Origin of the sequence: Streptomyces sp. DSM 40750 (genome assembly GCF_024612035.1) — a bacterium.
GTDB lineage: Bacteria > Actinomycetota > Actinomycetes > Streptomycetales > Streptomycetaceae > Streptomyces.
Genome location: NZ_CP102513.1, coordinates 8,744,098 through 8,765,661, shown reverse-complemented (window position 1 = coordinate 8,765,661; position 21,564 = coordinate 8,744,098). Strand labels below are relative to the sequence as shown.

15 protein-coding genes and 2 pseudogenes are annotated in these 21,564 nt (G+C 70.6%); 6 read left to right on the top strand and 11 right to left on the bottom strand.

Annotated features, from left to right (window positions below; all coding sequences use genetic code 11):
• The first annotated feature begins 224 nt into the window (after window positions 1–224).
• Window positions 225–1,544 carry a jacalin-like lectin gene (locus tag JIX55_RS38815; RefSeq protein ID WP_257567906.1) on the top strand — a complete coding sequence of 440 codons (1,320 nt, stop codon included), beginning with the start codon at window positions 225–227 and terminating at the stop codon, window positions 1,542–1,544.
• Between the two features lie 79 nt (window positions 1,545–1,623).
• Here JIX55_RS38815 and rox read toward each other — a convergent pair whose 3' ends face one another.
• Window positions 1,624–3,057: a rifampin monooxygenase gene (gene rox, locus JIX55_RS38810; protein WP_257567905.1), complete on the bottom strand. Its 1,434-nt coding sequence runs from the start codon at window positions 3,055–3,057 to the stop codon at window positions 1,624–1,626.
• Between the two features lie 203 nt (window positions 3,058–3,260).
• On the opposite strand from rox, the gene JIX55_RS38805 reads away from it, so the two are divergent.
• Together JIX55_RS38805 and JIX55_RS38800 are read left to right on the top strand one after the other, a co-directional pair.
• Window positions 3,261–3,884 (top strand): TetR/AcrR family transcriptional regulator, encoded by a 624-nt coding sequence (locus tag JIX55_RS38805; RefSeq protein ID WP_257567903.1) that lies wholly within the window; start codon window positions 3,261–3,263, stop codon window positions 3,882–3,884.
• A 116-nt stretch (window positions 3,885–4,000) separates the two neighbouring features.
• Window positions 4,001–5,410 carry a hypothetical protein gene (locus tag JIX55_RS38800; protein ID WP_257567902.1) on the top strand — a complete coding sequence of 470 codons (1,410 nt, stop codon included), beginning with the start codon at window positions 4,001–4,003 and terminating at the stop codon, window positions 5,408–5,410.
• Window positions 5,411–5,412: 2 nt separating this feature from the next.
• Here the strand turns inward: JIX55_RS38800 and JIX55_RS38795 are convergent, their stop codons facing one another.
• The 5 genes and pseudogenes from JIX55_RS38795 to JIX55_RS51595 form a co-directional block, all read right to left on the bottom strand.
• The gene (locus JIX55_RS38795; RefSeq protein WP_257567901.1) at window positions 5,413–6,561 is read right to left on the bottom strand and encodes a terpene synthase family protein; all 1,149 of its coding nucleotides are present in this window, start codon (window positions 6,559–6,561) and stop codon (window positions 5,413–5,415) included.
• Window positions 6,554–8,182 carry a prenyltransferase/squalene oxidase repeat-containing protein gene (locus JIX55_RS38790; protein WP_257567900.1) on the bottom strand — a complete coding sequence of 543 codons (1,629 nt, stop codon included), beginning with the start codon at window positions 8,180–8,182 and terminating at the stop codon, window positions 6,554–6,556. Before JIX55_RS38790 ends, JIX55_RS38795 begins: the two co-directional genes overlap by 8 nt.
• A gap of 145 nt (window positions 8,183–8,327) precedes the next feature.
• A complete protein-coding gene (locus tag JIX55_RS38785) occupies window positions 8,328–8,666 on the bottom strand; it encodes an SDR family NAD(P)-dependent oxidoreductase (protein WP_257567899.1) in 339 nt (112 codons plus the stop codon).
• Window positions 8,667–8,835: 169 nt separating this feature from the next.
• Window positions 8,836–8,925: pseudogene (locus JIX55_RS51190) on the bottom strand (SDR family NAD(P)-dependent oxidoreductase); the annotation flags it as partial.
• 174 nt (window positions 8,926–9,099) lie between these two features.
• Window positions 9,100–9,217: pseudogene (locus tag JIX55_RS51595) on the bottom strand (carbohydrate esterase); the annotation flags it as partial.
• A gap of 76 nt (window positions 9,218–9,293) precedes the next feature.
• Here JIX55_RS51595 and JIX55_RS38780 point away from each other — a divergent pair.
• Window positions 9,294–10,382, top strand: coding sequence for a hypothetical protein (locus JIX55_RS38780; RefSeq protein WP_257567898.1), 1,089 nt, complete (start codon window positions 9,294–9,296; stop codon window positions 10,380–10,382).
• 50 nt (window positions 10,383–10,432) lie between these two features.
• Here JIX55_RS38780 and JIX55_RS38775 read toward each other — a convergent pair whose 3' ends face one another.
• Window positions 10,433–12,151 (bottom strand): DUF2264 domain-containing protein, encoded by a 1,719-nt coding sequence (locus JIX55_RS38775; RefSeq protein ID WP_257567897.1) that lies wholly within the window; start codon window positions 12,149–12,151, stop codon window positions 10,433–10,435.
• 78 nt (window positions 12,152–12,229) lie between these two features.
• Complete coding sequence (locus tag JIX55_RS38770; RefSeq protein ID WP_257567896.1) at window positions 12,230–13,276, bottom strand: rhamnogalacturonan acetylesterase; 1,047 nt, start codon at window positions 13,274–13,276, stop codon at window positions 12,230–12,232.
• 190 nt (window positions 13,277–13,466) lie between these two features.
• On the opposite strand from JIX55_RS38770, the gene JIX55_RS38765 reads away from it, so the two are divergent.
• The gene (locus JIX55_RS38765; protein WP_257567895.1) at window positions 13,467–15,158 is read left to right on the top strand and encodes a rhamnogalacturonan lyase B N-terminal domain-containing protein; all 1,692 of its coding nucleotides are present in this window, start codon (window positions 13,467–13,469) and stop codon (window positions 15,156–15,158) included.
• Between the two features lie 7 nt (window positions 15,159–15,165).
• Here JIX55_RS38765 and JIX55_RS38760 read toward each other — a convergent pair whose 3' ends face one another.
• Window positions 15,166–16,578: an RICIN domain-containing protein gene (locus tag JIX55_RS38760; RefSeq protein WP_257567894.1), complete on the bottom strand. Its 1,413-nt coding sequence runs from the start codon at window positions 16,576–16,578 to the stop codon at window positions 15,166–15,168.
• Between the two features lie 11 nt (window positions 16,579–16,589).
• Window positions 16,590–17,681 (bottom strand): glycoside hydrolase family 43 protein, encoded by a 1,092-nt coding sequence (locus tag JIX55_RS38755; protein WP_257567893.1) that lies wholly within the window; start codon window positions 17,679–17,681, stop codon window positions 16,590–16,592.
• Between the two features lie 233 nt (window positions 17,682–17,914).
• On the opposite strand from JIX55_RS38755, the gene JIX55_RS38750 reads away from it, so the two are divergent.
• On the top strand, window positions 17,915–20,035 hold the full coding sequence (locus JIX55_RS38750) for an autotransporter (protein WP_257567892.1): 2,121 nt from the start codon (window positions 17,915–17,917) through the stop codon (window positions 20,033–20,035).
• 97 nt (window positions 20,036–20,132) lie between these two features.
• On the opposite strand, the gene JIX55_RS38745 is transcribed toward JIX55_RS38750, so the two are convergent.
• The gene (locus JIX55_RS38745) at window positions 20,133–21,560 is read right to left on the bottom strand and encodes an amino acid permease (protein WP_257567891.1); all 1,428 of its coding nucleotides are present in this window, start codon (window positions 21,558–21,560) and stop codon (window positions 20,133–20,135) included.
• Window positions 21,561–21,564: the final 4 nt, after the last annotated feature.

Sequence of the window (21,564 nt, the reverse complement as noted above, 5' to 3'; positions counted from 1 at the left end):
ATGCCGCTGCCTTCTGCGGCTGCCTTCCGCGACGCGACCGCGCCGCCTGTGGAGGATCGAGGCGAAACATGAACCTTGAACGAGCGGGGAGTGGCCGCCGGGTGCCCTGGATACGGCGGATCAACACCTCCCTCACTGTTTCCCCAACTGACCTTGCACGTCACACTGGTTGACACCGAACCTGAGCACCGCTCACCTTCCCCGCCCCCTCGGAGACACCCCCCATGAGAAGACTGATCGGCACCCTCGCGGCCGCCGCCCTCGCCCTCACCGGTCTCGCCACCACCGGCTCGACGCCCGCGGCGGCGGCCACCTCCGGCACCTTCAATGTGCTCACGTACAACGTCGCCGGCCTCCCGGAAGGGCTCAGCTCCGGCAAACCGGCGACCAACACCCCGCTGATCTCCCCGCGCCTCGGGGCGTACGACATCGTCAACGTCCAGGAGGACTTCAACTACCACGCTGCGCTCTACGCGGGCGACGACCACCCGCACCGCACGGCGACCAGCGGGGGCGTGCCCTTCGGCGACGGTCTCAACACCCTCTCGGACTACGCGTTCGAGGACTTCCAGCGGGTGAAGTGGAATGACTGCACCGGCACGAACTGCCTTACTCCCAAGGGCTTTTCACTGGCCCGGGTGAGGCTCGACGAGGGTGTGTTCGTCGACCTCTACAACGTGCACACGAACGCCGACTCCGACGACGCCGCCCTCGCCGCCCGCCGCGCCAACGTCACACAGCTCTCCGAGTTCATCAAGGCCAACTCCGCGGGCAACGCGGTGATCGTCATGGGTGACACCAACACCCGCTACACGCGCTCGGGCGACAACATCCGCACCCTCGTGTCGGAGAACGGCCTGACGGATCCGTGGGTCCAGCTGGTGAAGGGCGGCACGCCGCCGGCGCAGGGCAGTGACGCGATCGTCTGCCCGACGACCGCGCCGACGAACGACTGCGAGGTCGTCGACAAGGTCCTCTACCGTGACAGCAACCTGGTGAACCTCTCCGCCACCCGCTACAACAACGAGTGGGCCAAGTTCCTCGACTCGGCGGGCGCCAACCTCTCCGACCACTTCCCGCACGCCGTCGACTTCTCCTGGACGCTGAACTCCAAGCTCCGGGCGAGCGACTTCTTCGGCGGCCCGCACGGCACGGCGTTCAACGACGCGGACGACCTCCCGTCGACGGTGTCCCCCCGCACCCTGACCCTGCGCGGCTCCTCGCGCCTGGACGCGGTCTCGCTCACGCATGACGGCGGTACGACGCTGACGCACGGCGGCACGGGCGGTACGGCGACCTCCCTCACCCTGGCCTCGGGCGAGCACCTCACCTCCGTGAAGCTGACGCAGGGCCAGAAGGACGGCCACACCCGCGTCTTCTCCGCCGCCTTCACCACGGACAAGGGCCGCACCCTCACCTCCGGCACGGCCACCTCCGCCACCAGGACCTTCACGGCCCCCTCCGGCTGGCAGATCGCCGGCTTCACCGGCCGCGCGGGCACCGAGATCGACAAGCTGGGCGTGCTGTACGCGCCGATCGGCTGAGCGCGGGTCCGACCGAGACTCACTGATCCAGCTCGGCCCCACCGCGGTCTCCGGGGGTGGGGCCGACCGGGCCGCGCGCTCAACCGGCGGCAGCGCCGAACCACTTGGGCAACCGGCCGAGCAGTCCCCGCTGATCCTCACCGACCCAGGCCACGTGGCCGTCCGGCCGCAGCAGTACCGCGGGCACGTCCAGTTCCTCGCTGGTGTCGACGACGTGGTCGACCCGGTCGGCCCAGCCCTCCACCGAGAGCCGGCCGGTCCGGTCGAGCAGCAGGCCGCGGCCGCCGTGCATCAGCTCGTAGAGACGCCCCTGCTTCAGCTTCACGTCCCGCAGCCGCCGGCCGAGCAGTTCATGGCCCTCGCCGAAGTCGTAGCGGACCTCGACCGCGGTGATCATCCCGGTCACGTACCGGTTCACCTCTTCGAAGTCCATCAGCTTCGAGAACAGTCCCCGCAGCGCGGTCGCACCCGGATCGGTCCCCATCAGCGCGATCTGCGCGCGGGTGTTGTCCAGCACGCGGGCGCCCACCGGGTGCCGTTCGGCGTGGTAGCTGTCCAACAGCCCTTCGGGCGCCCAGCCGTTGACTTCCGCGGCCAGCTTCCAGCCGAGGTTGAACGCGTCCTGCACGCCGAGGTTGAGCCCCTGCCCGCCGGTCGGCGGGTGGATGTGCGCCGCGTCGCCGGCCAGCAGCACCCGGCCGACCCGGTAGCGCTCGGCCTGCCGGGTGGCGTCGCCGAACCGGGAGAGCCAGCGCGGCGAGTGCACGCCGAAGTCGGTGCCCGCGAACGCCCGCAACCGCTGCTTGAACTCGTCGAGGGTCGGCGCGGTCGCACGGTCCTCGGCCACGCCGTCGGCGGGCACGATGACGCGGTACGTGCCGTCCCCGTGGGGGACGGCGCCGAACCGCAGTTGGGTCTTGCCGACTTCCTCGACGACGGCGGCGATCGTCGCCGGATCCTCGGTCACCTCCATTTCGCCCAGCAGCGTCTCGACCGTGGCGGGCTCGCCGGGGAAACCGACGCCGAGGAGTTTGCGCACCGCACTGCGGCCGCCGTCGCACCCGACGAGGTAGCGCGAGCGCAACCGCGTACCGTCCGCCAACGCGACGCTCACCCCGGCCCCCTCGTCGGCCTGGCTCACCCCGACGACTTCGCAACCGCGCCGGATCTCCACACCGAGCTCGACGGCACGCTCGTCGAGCAGCCGCTCGGTGACCGGTTGCGGGACGGCGAGACCGTACGCGTGAGCCGTGTCCAGACTCTCCGGCCACGGTTTCATGATGCCGCCGAAGAGACCGCCGACCTGGAACTTCTCACTGACCGCGGAGAACCGGTCCAGCAGACCGCGCTGGTCCATCAGCTCGACACTGCGCGCGTGCAGGCCCTGCCCACGGGATTCCCCGCTCGGCGCCGTCAGCTTCTCCAGCACGACCACGTGCACGCCGTGCAGCCGCAGCTCTCCGGCCAGCATCAAGCCGGTCGGTCCGCCGCCGACCACGATCACGTCGATCATCACAACCCCCATGTGCGCGAGTTCTCGCTTCGGCCGGCGATTCTGCGGCACGAGCGGGGTCTTGCCGCAAGCCCCCCGGTGCGCTATACGTTGAGAGTGGCAAGGAGCGGTTGCTCTCCTTGCCCTTTCTTGTGTCCCTGTGGCAGGGCCACCTGGGCCGTAACCTAGGGCCCCTAGGATCACCTGCCGCCCAGAGGAACCCCATGCCCCGAGTCGGCCTGACCCCCGACCGCATCACCGCAGCCGCCGCCGATCTCGCCGACGAGGTCGGCTTCGAGAACGTCTCGCTCTCCGCGCTGGCCCGCCACTTCGGGGTCAAGGACGCGAGTCTGTACTCGCACGTCAAGAACCTCCAGGACCTGCGCACGCGTATGGCACTGCTCGCCGGCGGCGAGATGATCGACGAGATCGCGGCGGCCGTGGCCGGGCGGGCCGGCAGGGACGCGCTCGTCGCGTTCGCGGGGGCCTACCGGGAGTACGCCCTCCAGCACCCCGGCCGGTACGCGGCCACGCAGATCCCCGTGGACCAGGTCCTCGTCACCGACTCCCCCGCCCTGCGCCGCACCGCCGAGATCACCTACGGCATGCTCCGCGCGTACGGCCTCGACGAACCCGATCTCACCGACGCCGTACGGCTGTTGCGAAGCACCTTCCACGGTTACTGCGCCCTGGAGGCCGGGGGCGGCTTCGGTGCGCCGCGGGACGTGCGGAGGTCGTGGGACAAGTCCGTCGAGGCGCTGCATCTGGCGCTCACCCACTGGCCCCGGGAAGGCCACGGACACGGGGAACCCGGGGAACCCGAGGGGCCCGAGGAACGTGAGCGATGACCGAACCCCACGGCGACGTGCGCGGCGGCGGTACGAACGAGGGGGACTGCTCTTGACGTCTCAAACATGTCTCGCCTCGACGGCAACCTTCCGCCCCCGGGTGGCGACCACAGGGCATGACATCCGCAACACCCACACCCCCCGCCCCGTCCGGACACCGTCGTCGCCACCTCGCGCGCAAGCCCGTCATCGGCTCGCTCGTGGCGGCGTCCGTACTGGCCGGCGCCTGGTACGCGACAGCCGGGGCGGCGCCCACGACCACGGCGGTGGCCGGTGCCCTCACCGTCACCGACACGACCGTGAGCCTGTCGGCGAAGTTCCCCTACCTCTCGGCCGGCTACAACAACAGCCGGGAGTGGACGCGGACGGCGACGGCCGTGGCGCCGAACGGCACACTGCGGGTCGCCTGGCCCGCCTCGGACGGTATCCATGTCACCCCGCTGACCTCGGCGGGTAAGCGCTCGGGCGCCGACACGGTCGTCAAGGGGACCAAGGAGGTCGGTGGTCTCGTCGCGCACAATGACGGGTTCGCGCTGCTGACCCGGGTCGCCGACACCAACAAGTGGAAGGAGACGGCCGCGGCGCTGATCCGCTACCAGAACGGCAAGCAGACCTGGCGGACCAAGCTCACCGGCACCTCCTCCCACGACACGGCCCCGCTGCTCGACGGCCAGCTCGCCTGGAACGGCAAGAAGTACGGCGCCTACTTCGTCGTGCACGGCGCGGGCGGCTTCGCCGACGGCCACTTCGGCGACAAGCTCGCGTACGTGGGCCCCAAGGGCAAGAAGCTCAGCGGCGGCTGGGGCTGGGGCTGCTCCCACAACGAGGGCATAGCCCTGCGCGCCGAGACGTCCGGCGCCTTCACCTCCCTCTGCTTCGACGACTGGCGCTCGGGGCTCTTCGTCTCGACCGGGATCGGTGCCCCGGACAACGCGCCCGTGGTGCAGCGCGAGCAGTGCTGGGCGGGCTACTGCGGCGGCACCTTCGCGGGCCGCACCGGCGACCTGGTGAAGTCGTCCACCGGCCGCTACGCCACCGCCTTCGCCTCGCGCGGCGCCGCCTCCGCCAAGAAGAACCCGGACGACTCCAGCGGCCGGGGCTGGACGGTCAAGCCGAAGACCAGCACCCATCAGGTGGCCGTCGCCTTCCTCAAGAACCGCGACACCCCGTCGGGCAAGCCGGTCTACCTCACCAGCGCCAAGGGCACCGAACATGTCAACGTCCGTGTCGCGCCCTACGGCAAGAGCCGGCTCCTCGTCTCCTGGGAGTCCCTGAAGAACGCCAAGTGCGCGAGCGGCACGTGCACCGGCACCTTCACGGGCACCCACTTCCGCCTCGTCGACTGGAACGGCAAGCTCCACGGCGCCGACAAGGTCGTCAAGGCCCGGATCAGCGGTGACATCGCGGTCCTCAAGGACGCCACGCTGACCTGGGCGTACGCCCCGGTCACGCCCTCCTACTCGACCGCCCTCACGGGAGCGTCACCGACCACGACGACCTTGAGGATCGCCCGGCTGAAGCCCTGACGTCAGTCGATGCCCCGTGGCACGGCCTTCGTCCACCGCACGCGGGTTCCTGGGTGATCGATGCGGTGCGCACCGGGCTGGAAGATCCCGTGGGTGGGGGTGTCGTCGGACTGGTCGGGGTCGGGGCGGGTGTAGCGGTCGACCTGGTGGTGGTAGTCGGCGCAGCCGCGGACGAACGCGCGGTAGCCGTCCGCGCAGGTGCGGGCGTCGGCTCGGGTCCGGTCGGTGGCTCCGGCCGCTCGCAGGTGGGCGGCGAGCTCGGTTTCGGCGGTGGTCATGCGGTGGACGCATGCGCTCAGCAGGGCGTTGACCTGGTCCACGGCTTCCTGGGAGGTGCTGTGCTCCTGTTGCTGGAGGAGCAGGACGGCGTTGTGGAAGCCGCCTGCGGCGCGGTCCCTGTCCAGGGACCACAGGTCGTTGTGGAGCCCGACGTATTCCGCGGCCGCGGTGCGCAGGTCGCGGAAACTGGACAGATGCCGCACGGTGTCGGGGAGGTCGATGCCGGCTGCGATCTCGGTGAGGTCGAGCCAGGTGTAGGCGGCGACGCTGACCGCGCGCCGGTGCCGGTAGGCGGCCAGGGTCGGTGTCCGCCCGGTGAGCCGGTCCAGGAGCCCCTCGTAGTACGACCACAGGTAGGCCCGGATGTCGTCGCGGAGCATGCGGCACCAGCCGGGCGATCTGCCGCTCGTGAGGTGTTCCAGGGTGTCGGCGAAGGCGCGGGCCGATGCCCCGCTGCCCGGGCGGGCCCCGTCGAGTATCGGCAGGAGCGTGCCGAGCGCGGCCGCGCACCGCTGGGGGTCCTCGCCGTCGGGGCCGTCGTCGAAATCGTCATCGATGATGAAGGTCCAGGTGGCCCACTGGGTGAGGAGTTCCAGGGTGCGGGGGGCGGCGTCCGGATAGGTGAGGGCCGTGATCAGGGGCACCTGGGTGCGCCGCAGGCTGCGCTGCGATGCGGCGGACCGGCACAGGCCGTACTCGGTGAGCCAGGCGTCCATGGTGGTCCGTGCCCGCTCCAGGGCGGGGTTGGGGTCCTTCGGGGGGAAGGGCAGGTAGAGCTCCGGGATGCGGAGGTCCTCCATACCGGACGGGGTCGGCCCGCCGGGCGTGCCCCGCAGGTCGGTCCACGCGCTCCGGTCGTCGTCCTCAGTCATGGACCGTCCTCAGGTCGTCGCTCAGGGACCGGCGCCGGTCCGGTGCGCGCCAGGCGGCGAGCGCCGCCAGGGCGTGGATGTCGGCCAGGGCGGGGAATTCGTACGGGATGGGGCGGGGCCCGACCTGGTCGGGCGGCCCGGGGTAGCTGCCGTCGGGGAGTTGGGCGGCGACCAGCCAGGCGATGCCGTGGTCGGCCGCCCGGCGGGTGCCCGGCCAGTGGTCCAGCCTGGCCAGGCCCGACAGCGCGCGTGCGGTGCTGATCGGGTCGCTGGCGGTGCCGGGGGTCTGCCCCCAGCCGCCGTCGGCGTTCTGGGTGTCCGTCAGGCGTGCGGCGGCGCGCCGCAGGGCTTGCTCGGTCCGCTGCGCGGGGAGGGCCGCGAGGGCGGCGGGCAGGCCCGTGAGTGCGTGGACGGCGCGCTCGATCACGCTGGACTCGCTGATCGTCCAGCTCCTCGGCCAGGTACCGTCGGCGGACTGATGATCGATGAGCCAGTTCGCTGCGGCGCGGGCGAGGGAGTCGGACGCCGTGAGGCCGGGGCCCAGGGCGATGAGCGCCCCGGCGGTCGTCTCGGCTTCGGACGGGTTGCCGGCCCGGTAGGTGGGGAATCCCCCGTCGGCTCCGGCCAGGCTTCGCAGCTGGGCCTGGCCTGCGGCTATGTGGGCGGCGTACCGGCGGGGTCCGACGGCGCGGAGGAGCTCCAGGCACACCGCGGTGCTGTCCGCGTCGCACTGGTGGACCTGCAACGCGTAGGGCCATCCCCCGCCGGGACTCTGCGCGGCGGCCACATGGTCGGCCATCCGCGCCACCCGGTCGTGCGCGCGGCCCGCCCGGACCAGGGCGAGGCCGGCTTTGGCCGTGAGGAACAGGTCATGGCTTTCGGTGAAGGGCAGTCCGCCGTCGGGGTTCTGACACGAGGCCAGGGCCCGGATCCCCGCGCGTATCTCGGGGGCTCCGGGGTCCAGGGTGTGCAGGGCGTGGAGGGCGAGAAGGTGCACCAGGAGGTTGCCTTCCCACACCTTCCGGCGGGTGCCCGAGACCAGGAGCCGGCGCAGTTCGGCGTGCCCGGCCGGCGGAACACGCGCGGCGCCGCCGGTCGCGCCGGCGTGCAGCGTCCGCATGGCCAGCAGCGCCAACCGCGTCCAGGTCGCCACCTGGCCGGGGCGGGGCGGATCGAGTGCGGCGATGCGCGGGTCGTAGGGCGCCAGTCCGCACAGCGCGAAGACGGTCTCCAGCAGCGCCCTCTTGCGGACGCCGGTGAAGTGGGTGAACGAGTCCAGGAACGCGGCCGCGCGGGCACGGTCGCCCTGGGCGGCCCTGCCCAGGGCGGCGCGCGCGAGCAGAGATTGCCATCCGGTCCCGGAGCATGATCGCCGCAGATACCCGGTGGTCTGCTCCTGCTCGTGGCGCAGTCGTTCCCGGGACGCCCGTGTGTGGAGGAGCCGGAGGAAGAGGGCTGATTCCACGATCCGGCTGCTGCCCCGGTCGTGGATGACACCGTGGACGTCGACCCGGCCCTCGATGCGGCGGGCGGTCCGGTGCCGGCAGTCGGCAACCGCCCGGGCGAGGCCGCGTGCGCCGCCCGGGGGCCTGGCCCACTGCCAAGGCGGGGTGCTCGTCATGGAGGCACTCCGATCCGGCGCGCCCGCCCCGGCTTCCCCGAGCCTGGAGTGGCAGGGGATTCGGGGGCTCCCGCACCTGACGGGGGTGCCCTGGTCAGCTCGGTGGCGAGGGCACCCGGCGGACTGTTTCCTCAGGGTTCAGCCGTCACGGGGCGACCGAGTTGACCTTGATTCCGTACGGGGCTCCTTCGGCTGCCAGCGACTTGGTCAGCCCCAGGATGGCGCCCTTCCCGGCGGCGTAGAGACTGACCCCGGTGTCGCCGAAGAGCGCGTCGGAGCAGGTGTCGACGATGCGTCCGCAGCCGGACTCGACCAGGTGGGGCGACGCGGCGCGCAGCATGTTCAGCGTCCCGCCCAGATGGGTGTCCAGCATGCGGCGGCACTCCTCGTCGGAGAACGCGTCGAACGGCCGCAGAGTCGCGATGCCCGCGTTGTTGACCACGATGTCGAGCCGCCCCCACCGGTCCAGTGCGGCTCCCACCACGGCCCGGGCGCCTGCCGTGCTGGAGACGTCGTGGGCGTCCGCGACGGCCTCCCCACCCCCGCGCGACGATCTCCCCGGCCACCGTCTCTCCGGGCAGCGACGAGGCGCCCTGCCCGTCGACCTCGCTCCCGACGTCGTTGACGACCACTTTCGCGCCCCGTGCCGCGAGCAGCATCGCGTACTCCCTGCCCAGCCCACGGCCCGCACCGGTCACCACGGCCACACGACCATCGAAACGTAACCGCCCCGCTGTGCCCATCTGTCCCCCAGCGCGAAGAGCGTCGTCCAACCCCAACGCGTAAGGCATACCTTCAGGTTCGAAGAATCATTCGGAGCCCGCCCTCATTTCATGACGGTGTCCCGGCCGGGATACGCCGTCCGTCCGATGTGCCGGTGGTCGAAGCCTCGGCCGGACGTACCCGTCGGCGAGCGCCGACGCACCCCTCGACGGGTACTGCGGGAGCTGCTGGCCCCCAGCCGGAGTACGGGTCGCCGGGCTGGTCGCAGACCGTGGAGTCGCCGACGAGGAAGATCTGGCGGGCCCTCTTCGCCGTAGGGCGCGCAGGGCAGAATGTGCGGGAAGACGATCAGTTGCTGCCGCGGGGGCGGCAGGAGGGGGCGGCGGGGATGACGGACCGGACTCGAAGAGCGCCCCACGCGCGGAAGTCGCTGCTGATGACCGGCTTCGGCCTCCTCCTCGTGCTGCTCTCCGCCGTGCTGTTCGCCACCGCACCGGGTGTTCGGGCGGACCAACTCGCGTACGCCGCCGCGACCGCCTGCCCGGCCGGCACGCAGTCGGACTCGTGCACGACGACAGGTCCGGCAACCGTCGTGAGCAAGAAGGAGGAACAGCGCAGGACGAGCCACATGTACTGGCTCCTCCTCACCGAAAAGGGTTCGCACAGCACGCAGCGCGTGGAGATGACAGGACCGGAGCCGGTGTACAACGCCGTGCGCGCCGGTGACGAGGTGACGCTGACGTACTGGCGGGGTGAGATCCGCGCCGTGACGTTCGGCGCCGCTGCCCAGCAGACCGTGGGCTCGTCCACCGACGACTGGCGGTTCTTTCTGGGCTCCGGTCTCTTCGTGTTGCTCTTCGGGCTCGGTGCGCTGTGGGCCGGCTGGTGGCACCGCTACCGCTACCCCACCGCGACGCAGGCCGACGCCTGGCACCTCACCGTGGGGCCTGTGGCAGGTGCCGCCCTGGGCCTTCTCGGCTTTCTCGCGGCCGGGACGAGCGGCGGTGCAGGGGATGTCTCCCTGATCATGGCGGTCGGCCTTCCGCCGGTCCTGATGCTGGCCGTCCTGTACACAGTGGTGAGGCTGCGGCGCACCCGCCGCGCCACGGACCCCAGCGGCGTCGTTCCGGTTCCCCCCACGGGGAGACGGTGCGTGCCCGCGACCGTACGCGGAGACGTCCCCTACAGCGTGGACGGATTCGACCACCTGGTGGTGGGGGACGGGCGTCCGGCAGCGACACCGGACCCCTTCGGAAACCTCGCCCGCAGGCCGCTTCCGGAGACGCTGACCGTACAGAGCGTCCGACCGCTGCGGCCCGACGACCCGGTCGCCTGGCTCAGCACCTTCAAACGCGACGGCGTCGTCATCGAATGCCAGGACGGTGACCGGACGGTCCTCATCACCACCGCGCGGCGTGCCGCCCCCGTGATCCTGGGCGCGCTGCTCACAAAGACGGACCACCAGCAGCCACGATAGGGAAACGTTCTTTCAGGTCAGCGGCCGCGGTAGGGAAACGCTCTTTCAGCTCAGGCTCGTACCCCGACCCCGATCCCGCCCCCGGCGACGGCTCCGTCCTCCAGCCGCGCCCGCACCTCGCGCCCTCCGCTCCAGCGGACGTGCAGTTCGCCCGTCCCGTCCACGCGCACGGTGACCAGCTCCTCCAGCGCGGCCGGCTCCGGTTCGGCGGTGAGCCGGGCGAGGGCCACGAAGAGTGTGTCGCCCTCGGCGGTGGCACCGGTGAGCTCCTCCGACAGCCCCACGACCGGCGCGAGTTCGGCCCGTACGCCCTCCGTGGCCGCCCAGCCCGTCACCCGCACGGGCGTCCCGGGGGCCGCCCCCGCGACCAGGTGGGCGCGCACCTCCACCGCCCCCTGGGCCAGCACCAGGCTGGTGACCCGGATCCCGTCGCCGACCGAGTGCCGGGAGGCCGCCCAGCCCTCCCCCACCCCCAGCGGCACGATGTCCGTACGGCTCGCATCGCCCCCGACGATCACACTGTTGTCGTACGACGGCGAAGGGGCGGCCAGGGGCACGGGCGCCGTCACCGTCGAGTAGGCGAGCCGGGTGTAGTACGGGTCGTAGCGGACGTCCTCGCTGCCGTGGTTGTGGAGCCGGACGACGCCGTCCGAACGCGTCGACTGCAGCAGCCAGTTGGCGGGGCCCACCGGCCGCAGCTCGTCCCCGCGCTCCACCGGTCCGGGTTCCTCCGTTGCCGTCCACACCTCGTGGTCCGGCGGCAGCAGCAGGCCGAGGAAGCCCTTGCTGGCCCAGTACGGGGACGCGGGACCCGAATAGCCTTGCAGTACGGCCGAGTTGGGTCCGTGCCAGCCCAGCGACAGCAGGCCTCGGTCGTCCACCGCGCCCCGGTCGAGGAAGTACTTCAGCGCCCCGGAGGCCAGCCGTCGGGTCTCCCCCGGCGACAGCGGCGTACGGCCGGTGAGTGCGCCCAGCCACAGCGGGACCGTGGTCGCGAAGCGGTAGGTCAGGGAGCGGCCCTGGTGCATGGGGGCGCCGTCGCCGCCGAACAGGCGGGCGTAGTCGGCGAGATGGGTCGACAGGCGGCCGCCGTACAGGTCCAGCAGGCGCTCGTCGTTCGCCAGCCAGGCGTGCAGCACCGGGTACAGGTGCATCGCCCAGCCGTTGTAGTAGTCGAACTTGCGGCCGTCGCCGTCGGTGTACCAGCCGTCGCCGACGTACCACTGCTCGATACGGTCGAGCCGTTGGTCGATGACCCGGCGGGACAGCTCCGGCTCGTGGCCGATCTCTTCCAGGAAGCCGCCGACCGTGACCGGGAACAACTCCCAGTTGCAGGGCCAGGGTTCGGCCGTGAGCGCGTCGCCGAGCCAGGCCGCCGCCCGCTGGCGGACGGCGTCGTCGAGCCGGTCCCAGAGCAGTTCCCGGGTCACGCGGAGCGCGAAGGCGATCGACGCGGCCTCCACCAGGGGCTGGCTGCGGTCCTCGATGCGCGGCCAGACGCCCGAGACACCGGCCGCGAGGCCGTCCCCGTACCGTGCGAGGGCCTTCTCGTCCTGGCGGAAGGCGGCGAGGAGCAGCGTGCGGGCGTATCCCTCCAGGCCGTCCGAGAGATGGCCCGACCAGCTCGTGCGGTCGCCCGGCAGGTGGTACAGCGCCCCGTCGGCGGTCGCGTACGGCTCCACGGCCGCCAGCAGCGAGTCGGCGGCGGCTTCCCAGTGGGCGCGGGTGTAGCCGGTGTACGGGCTGAGGGTGCGGTCCTCTGGGGGCATGCCGTGACACTTTCCGTTTCGTCGTCGCTGCGGTTCGAACCTGGGGCGCCCCGGTTCCGGTCGAGACGCCCCAGGGGCTCATCCCACCCTGACCTTCCCCTCGGGCACCAGACCCTGGGCGACGAGTTCGTCGCGGACCAGGTCGGCGTAGACGGTCGCGCCGTGGACGGAGGTGTGGGTGTTGTCGCGCTTCTCGTTGTAGAGGTAGAGCGCCTTGGAACCCTCGGTGCCCAGGGACTCGACCAGCGCCTTCGTCCGGGCGGTGAGGTCGATCAGGGGCACGTCGCGGGCCGCCGCGACCGAGCGGGTGACCGCCGGGTGGTCGACGCCGAGGCCGTTGACCAGCAGGGCGGTGTTGTTGTTCAGGGTACCGTCCGCGTTGAACCAGCGGCGGACGATCGGGGTGACCAGGACCGGCTTCCCGCCCTTCTCGCGGACGCCCGCGACCAGGGTTTCGAGGTTCGCCCGGTAGGTCGCCTCGTCGGTCTGCTTGTCGTTGTGGGCCAGCTGGATCAGGACCAGGTCGCCGCGGCGGATCTGCGGTTGGACGGTGGCCCACAGCCGGGAGTCGGCGAGGTAGGACACGGTGCTCTCGCCGGAGTCGGCGTAGTTGGCGACCGAGACGCCCTTGCGAAGGTACTGCGGGAGCTGCTGGCCCCAGCCGGAGTACGGGTCGCCGGGCTGGTCGCAGACCGTGGAGTCGCCGACGAGGAAGATCTGGCGGGCCCGCTTCGCCGGGGTCACGCGGATGTCGGCGAGGGCGGGCGCGGAGCCGCCGATGACGAGGTCCAGGCCGGGGGTGCCGTCGGCGCCCGTCGGCTCGCCCTCGGGGGTGCGGACATTGACGGTGAAGCCGCGGGAGACGGGCTCGCCCGCCTCGGTGGCCGTCTCCGCGAGGAGCGTGCGGCGCGACTCGCCGGTGACCTTCGTGCTCGCCGCGTTCGCACCGCCGAGGCGGACCGTCACGTCGTACGTGCCGGCCGGGACGTCGAAGTGACAGGCGTTCGCGGCGCAGTTCTCCAAGCCGAGCGGCGCGGGGCCCCGGTGCGCCTCGGCCGGTACGGCCGTGAGGACGGTGCCCAGGGTCGTCGCCGCCGTCAGCGCGGCGACGGTGAAACGTCTCATTGCGGCTCCTCCCGAGGATGACAAGACCTGGCGGCTGGACGGTACATCGTTTGGCAAGCGCTTTCTAGTTGTCGGATCGATTTCACAGGATCGCCAACTTCCCTGCCACGAAAGCCCTTTCGCGAAATCGATTCAACTGTCACCCTTCCGAATCACCCGCACTCCCCCCACACCTTCGAGGAGGACCCCCATGTCCGAATCCATCGGCAGACCGACCGCACCCGGCCTCGGCCGTCGCGGCTTCGTCGTCGGCGCCGCGGCCACCGCCGCCGGTGCCGCGCTCGCCGGCCCACTGGCCGGCACCGCCCGTGCCGCCGCCTTCGGCTACACCGACGACGGCACCCACTACGTCATCGACACCGGTGCGAACCTCGTGTTCAAGGTCAGGAAGAGCAACGGCGACCTGTCGTCGCTCGTCTACCGGGGCACGGAGTACCAGGGCTACGGCGGCATGAACTCGCACATCGAGTCCGGCCTCGGCAGCTCCACGGTCACCATCAGGCAGTCCGGCTCGACGATCCTCGTCTCCGTCACCTACGGCACGCTGAAGCACTACTACGCGGCCCGCAGCGGCGAGAACAACATCTACCTGTGGACCAACAAGGCCGACACCTCGGTCTCGGCGACCCGCTACATCGTGCGCGTGAAGGCGGGCCTGTTCCTCAACGACGAGCCCGACTCGTACACCTACGCGCCGACCACCATCGAGGCCTCGGACGTGTTCAGGAAGTCCGACGGCCAGACCCGCTCGAAGCACTTCTCCAAGCTCCGGGTCATGGACTACAACTACGTCGGCTGGTCGGCGAACGGCGTCGGTCTGTGGATGGTGCGCAGCAATCACGAGAAGGCCTCCGGCGGCCCCTTCTACCGCTCCCTGCTGCGCCACCAGAGCGCGGACGGCGGCGGCCTGTACGAGATCCTTTACTACGGGCAGAACCAGACCGAGGAGCAGCGGTTCGGCCTCCAGGGCCCGTACGTCATCGCCTTCACGGACGGCGGGGCGCCCTCCTCGTCGCTGTTCCCGGGCACGCTGACCACCTCGTGGGCGGACTCGCTCGGCCTGTCCGGGTACGTCGGGGCGAGCGGCCGGGGCCGGGTCGCGGGCGTCGGCATCACCGGCCGGAACACGTCGTACGCGTACACGGTGGGGCTCGCCAACTCGGCGGCGCAGTACTGGGGTTCGGCTCGGGCGTCGGACGGCTACTACTCCATCCCGGGGGTTCTTCCGGGGACGTACACGCTCACGGTCTTCAAGGGTGAGCTGGCGGTGTACACGACGTCGGTGACGGTCACGGCGGGCGGTACGACGACCCTGAACTCGATCGCGATCCCGTCGTCGAACGACCCGTCCAACGCGAGCGCGATCTGGCGGATCAACGACTGGAACGGCACACCGGGCGGCTTCAAGAACGCCGACCTGATGACGTACGCGCATCCGTCGGACGTCCGGGCCGCCGCCTGGACCGGCAACGTGGTGATCGGCAGCGGCACCGAGACCTCCGCCTTCCCCTGCTACCTCTGGAAGGACGTGAACAGCGGTCTCCTCGTCTACTTCCGGCTGACCGCCGCACAGGCCGCCGCCGCGCACACGCTGCGCGTCGGTGTGACGACGGCCTACGCCAACGGCCGGCCGCAGGTCGTCGTCAACGACACCTGGACGTCGGCCATCCCCTCCCCGCCCACCCAGCCGAACACCCGGTCGTTGACCAACGGGTCCTACCGGGGCAACAACCACACGTTCACCTACAGCGTGCCGGCGTCCGCCTGGCTGACGGACACGAGCCAGTACAACGTGCTGAAGATCAACGTGGTGAGCGGGTCGGGGTCGACGTCCTATCTCAGTGCGGGAACGTCGATCGACGCGATCGACCTCCTGAGCTGAGGCCCCGTCATGTACCGCGCGTCCACTGCTGATTCGTCCCGCTGTTGCACGTGTACGTGATGATCGCGGCCGAGTCGGCGGTGGACGCGCCGTTCACGTCCAGGCACTCGCCGCTGGCGCGGGAGACGACCTTGACGTAACTGCCCGAGGTGGTCAGCGACCACTGCTGGTTGGTGGCCGACGAGTTGCAGTTCTCCTGGGTGACCGTGCCGGCGTTCTCCTGGACACACAGGGAGCTGTGCCGGGTCATCAGCTGGTAGTAGCCGCTGCCGACGGACTTGAACCAGTACTTCTGGTTGTTGCCGCTGTTGCAGGTGTACTGCTTGATCTGGGCGCCCGCCCACAGCGACTGACTGGTGACGTCGGCGCACTTGGAGGAGTGGCGGGCGATCAGCGTGTTGTTGGTGGCGCTGGTGCCGCTGATCGTGCCGGTGGCGGTGTCGACGGTGACCTCCGGCGCCCAGGACATGGACATCGTGGTGGAGGTCGGGAAGGTCAGCGGCAGCCAGACATAGCGGGAGTCGTTGACCTTGCCGCCGAAGGAGTTGCCCCAGCGGTCGCCCATGTACAGGTACGAGGTGGTCGACGTGCCCTGCACGGGGAGGACGTAGGCCGTCTGCGAGCCGAAGGTCGTCGAGTCGCCGACGTTCGCCATGGCGGTCCACGGGCCCGCGATGTTGGTGGCGGTGGCGTACTGCTGCTGGTTGGGGTTCCAGCCGGTCGCGCCCGACGTCAGCATGAAGTAGACACCGTTGCGCTTGAACAGGGCCGGGGCCTCGCGGTGGCCGCCGTGCCAGGGGTCGGCGACGAGGGCGGCGATGCCGGTGTAGTCGGCGGTGAGCCGGTAGATCTGGAGGTCGTAGTTCTCGCGGGCCGCCGAGACCATGTAGCCGGTGCCGTCGGTGTCCACGAAGACGGTGATGTCACGGGACATGTGCGTGCCGAGCGGACGGAAGCTGCCCCGCCAGGTGTAGTTCCCGTCGACCGTGTCCGACACGGCGACAGCGGCGCGGGCCTCGCCGTAGTCGACGCCGTTCTCCTTGTGCATCCACATCACGAACTTGCCGGTGGCCGCGTTGTACATGACCTTCGGCCGCTCGATGTTGGCGGTCGCCAGCTCGGGGTCGGTGGCCTGGGTCAGGACGTGGTTGCGGAACTCCCAGTTCTTCAGGTCCGTGGAGCGGTAGGCCGACACGTACCGGAAGGTGTTGTCGGAGTTCCTGTTCTCGCCGAACCAGTAGTAGTACGAGCCGACCTTGATGACGCCGCCGCCGTGGGCGTGGAGGGCGTTGCCTCCGCTGTCGGTGAACTGGGTGCCGTTGGTGATGGTCTGCGGCGCCGCCTGGGCGGGGCCGGCGGTGACGAGGGCGCCGGCCAGCGCCAGACAGAGCGCGAGGAGCATCGCGTACGTACGTCTCATCTCAACTCTCCTTACCGGGCGTTCGGGGTGGGTGTGTCGGCTACGGGGACGCCGAAGTCGGGGGTGCCGTCGGGCTTCCAGCCGAGGCGCTGGATGCGGGTGTGCCTGTTGGGGTCGTTGAGCGGGTCGCCGACGATGTCCTTGTACTGGCGGGCGTGGTAGACGAGGACATCGGTGCGGCCGTCCTCGGCGACGGTGAAGCTGTTGTGGCCCGGCCCGTACTGCTTGGTGGTGTCGTTGCTGGTGAAGACCGGCGTCGGGGACTTCGACCAGTTCGCGGGGTCCATGAGGTCGGCGTCCGCGTCGATGGTCAGCAGGCCCATGCAGTAGTTGAAGTCGGTCGCGCTCGCCGAGTACGTCATGAACAGCCGGCCGTGGCGCTTGATGACCGACGGCCCCTCGTTGACCTTGAAGCCGATGACCTCCCAGTCCAACTCCGGGGTGGTGAGCCGTACCTGAGGACCCGTCAGGGTCAGCGGGTCGGCCATCCTCGACAGCCAGACCGCGGTGTTGTTGTTCATCCCGGGCTCGTGCTGCGCCCACGCGAGGTAGCGGGAGCCCCGGTGGGTGAAGGTGGTGGCGTCCAGGGAGAAGGTCTCCCAGGCGGTCTTCAGCTGGCCGCGTTCGACCCAGGTGCCCTTGAACGGGTTGGGATGGGAGTTCTCCAGGACCCAGATCCGGATCGCCCAGATGTCCTCGGCGGGCGCGGAGGCGAAGTAGATGTACCACTTGCCGTCGATGCGGTGCATCTCCGGCGCCCAGATGTGCGCGCCCATCACGCCCGTCTCGTGCTTGCGCCAGATCACGGACTCGGCGGCGGTCGACAGCCCGCGCAGGGTGCGGGATCTGCGCAGGATGATCCGGTCGTACTCGGGCGCGGTCGCCGTGAAGTAGTAGAAGCCGTCCGTGTGCCGGTTGATGTGCGGGTCGGCACGGTTGCGGACCAGCGGGTTGACGTACGGCGCGGCGGCGCCCGGCCCCGCCGGGGAACTCGCCGCGTGGGCGAGGGTGGCGGGCATGGCGGTGAGGGCGCCCGCGGCCAGGGCGCCCTTCAGGAGCAGCCTGCGGTTGGGGGGCTCCGGGAGTTCGTGCTCGCGGCTCATGCGGTCTGCCTCTCTGCAGCTTGCTGCACGTGGGGGGACACAAAAGAAAACAGAATCGTTCGACATTTCGCACAAGATCAGTCATTCCGAACGGCTGAAAGGTAAGGGCGTGTTACGCCGAGGTCAACGGGTCGGGCGAGACGTACACAAGCTCACAGGAACGAACTGATGCGTCGAACCCGGCGGTTGCGAAATTTCTGTTATCGAGCGGGCCCCGGACCGTCTCCGATGTCGTGCGCAGCCAAACCCACAAGACAGCGGCGGCCGCCGGAGCCCTGGCGGTCACCGCCCTCATGCTCGGTGCCCCGACCGCGACCGCCGCCGGCCCCCGCGATGTGACCGCCGACGTACTGGCCGGGCGGAACGTCACGCTCGCCGGTGACACGGTGGTGACCGTGCCGTCCGGGACGACCAGGTACGACGGCGTGTTCAGCGGCACGGGCACGCTCACCGTGCGCGGCACCGGCACGTTGGTCCTCACCAAGGACAGCGACTTCACTCTGCCGAAGTCCCGGCAGCGGCAGACCGTGAAGACACTCGGCGGCAACCACCCGTACGTCACCGTCTCCAACCCGGACCCGCCGGCCGTGACCGTCGAGAAGGGCGCGACCCTCCAGTACGGCAACGGTGGCGGGACCGGCCTGATCGGCCACTTCCCTTACAACACCCCGGCGTTCCGGCTCAACCAGGACAACATCCGGGTCGACGGCACCCTGCGGCTCTCCCTGAAGGACGTCCAGTACAACCTCGGCACCATCAGCGGCTCCGGCCTGGTCACCCAGCCGAGGTTCCTCTGGGCCACGTGGGACCTCTCGGGCACCCACCCCTTCACCGGAGTCATCGACAACGGCACCCAGGTCAACGCCGGACGCCCGGAGTTCGCGACCTCGCTGCCGAGTGCGCGCAAGGTCCTCAACCAGGGCACCTGGACCGTGGACACCCCGCTGGGCCAGACCGTCACCCAGGGCATGGACTTCTACCAGCGCGAGTACGGCAGCGACATCAACGTCCAGTCGCGGCCCGGCAGCAAGGTGATCCTCACCGGCCAGTACAGCTGGTCGAACCAGGGCGGCGACACCAACCCCTCGCTCAGCGACCCCGCCCTGAACTGGACGCCCGCCCGCAAGAACATCAACAAGCGCGGCACCAACATCAAGGGCGCCAACGTCCAGTGGGGCGACGGGACCACGAACAAGATCTTCATGCCGGGCACGGCCGAGACGGTGTACATCAACCTCCTTGCCGCGCGCTCCCGTTCGCTTCTCACGTTCAACTACAACGGGCCGGTGACGCTGGGCGCACCCATCGGCGGTGGAGTCTTCCACGACACGCTCTCCGCGCCCGGCGCCGGGGACATCGTCATCAAGGGGACGAAGGGCAACGACGTCACCTTCGCGGCCGTCCAGTACTACAACGGCTCGACGACGGTCGAGAAGGGCGCGGTGCTGCGGCTGGGCAGCGGCAAGTCCGGCGGCGACGGCGGCCTGTACACCAAGGGCGACCTCTCCAAGGTGGTCAACAACGGCTCGCTGATCGTCCGCAACGTCTCCAAGCCCGTGTCCCTCTCGCGCATCGGCGGCAGCGGTTCGCTCACGCAGTCGGGCGCGGCCACCACGACCCTGACGGGCGGCGCGGTGACGTACACCGGGAAGACGACCGTCACCAAGGGCACACTGGCACTCCGCTCGGGAGCGACTCTCGGTCGTAGCAAGACCATTCGGCTCACCACCACCGGGGCGAAGCTCGACGTGGGCACGGCCGGACTGAAGGTGACCAGGTCGCTGTCCGGCAAGGGCACGGTGAAGGGCTCGGTGACCAACGCGGGCGCGGTCGTGGCCGGCCTCACGGTGACCGGCGGCTACACCCAGACCAAGCAGGGCGAACTGGTGGTGTGGGAGAAGCCGTTGAAGGTGAGCGGGGCGGTGAAGCTGGCCGGTGAGCTGGACTTCGCGGCCCTGGGCGCCGTCGGCGGGCCCGGCGAGAAGGTCACCGTGATCGACCACAAGGGCAAGGCCAAGAACACCGGTACGTTCACCGGGCTGCGCGAGGGCGCCAAGGTGAAGCTCGCCGACACCACGTACAAGATCAGCTACAAGGGCGGCGACGGCAACGACGTCGTCCTGACCACGGCGAAGGCGAGTCCCTCGCCGGCCGTCAAGGCCGCCGCCGGCTCCGGTTCCGACACCGACGCCCAGGACACCCGTACGCAGAACGCGAGCGCCTCCGCCGACAGCGGGTTCGGCTGGTGGCCGTACGCGCTCGCCGTCGGCATGCTGTCCGGGCTGCTGGTTCCGGTGAGCAGGCGCCGCAGGAACAACCGACGCCGGGGCGGACGGCACGCCGCCACAGGCTGAGACCGGCATATCGAAAGATGAGACAGAGCTCGGGCGGGCGGTCGCTGTACGGGGGTCAGCGGCCGCCCGCCCGTCCGATCACACTGCGCGGCTGTGCCTACGCGGTGGCGTCGGCCTCGGCAGCGGTCGGCTTCTCCTGTCGGCCGCGCAGCCACACGTACACCGGGATGCCGGCGAAGAGGAACAGGACGCCCTGGTAGACGGCCGCGTAGCCCGCGCCCGCGATCAGCCAGAAGGAGAAGGCGAAGGAGAGGGCGGCGACGATGAGGTCGCGGACCAGGCCGGCGGGGCGGACGGCCTCGCGGGTGCCGCGGGCCAGCCAGTAGAGCTGGGCGGCGGCGGAGAGCAGGTACGGGACGCAGCCGGTGAACGTGGTGATGAGGACCAGGACGCGGAAGGCGGTGTCCGGGTCGTCCGCGTAGTTCACGGCGATGAGGAGCGTGCCGAGGACGGCGGTGGCGAGGACGCCGAAGCCGGGGACGCCGCCCTTGCCGACGCGGGCGAAGGGCTTCGGGAACAGCCCGTCGCGGGCGGCGGCGTACGGCATCTGGGCGCTGAGCAGCACCCAGCCGTTGAGGCAGCCGACGATGGAGGCGACCGCGACCAGCGCGATCACCGTGCCGCCCCAGCTGCCCCCGGCCATCGAGTTGACCGCGTCGGCGAACGGCGCCCCGGACTCGACCAGTTCCTCGTGCGGAACCAGGCCGAAGACGGCGACCGTGCCGAGGATGTAGACGAGCGCGGAGGCGAGCGTGCCGAGGACGCTGGCGCGGCCCACGGTGCGCTCCGGATCCTGGACCTCGCCGGCGCTGACGGCGGCGGACTCGACGCCCAGGAAGCTGTAGAGGAGGAGCGCGGCAGCGGCTGCGACCGCGCCGGGGGTGCTCTCGCCGGAGGCGTTGAAGGGGCCGTAGTTGTCGGTGTCGATGGAGAACAGGCCGATGGTGGCGACGAGCAGCAGCGGCACGAACTTCAGGACCGTGGAGACCATCTGCACGGCGCCGACGTAGCGGGTGCCCGCGAAGTTCGCGGCGGCCGGCAGCCACAGGGCGGCGAGGGCCACCAGCGCCAGGACGACCTTGCTGTCGCCCAGGGGTATCAACACGTCGACATAGCCGACGACACCGACGGCGAGCGCGGCGATGCTGACCCAGCACATCGTCCAGTACGACCAGGCCGACAGGAAGCCCGCGAAGGGGCCGAAGGCGTCGCGCGGGTAGACGTACAGGCCACCGGTTACGGGGCTGCGCTTGGCCAGTCGGCCGAAGAGCAGGGCCAGCAGCACGGCGGCGACGGAGAGGATGACGAAGGCGAGCAGGCTGACCGTGCCGTACGGGGCGACGGCGGCGGGGAGGGTGAAGATACCGCCGCCGATGATGTTGCCCATGACGAGGGCGGTGGCCGCGGCGAGGCCGAACTTGCGGCCCGGTGCGGCCGGGCTCGTCGCCGGGGCCGTCTCGGCTGCCGGGACCGGGACCGGGGTCGGCTCTGGCTCGGTGGCCTCGGGGGTGCTGGGGGTGGTCATGGCG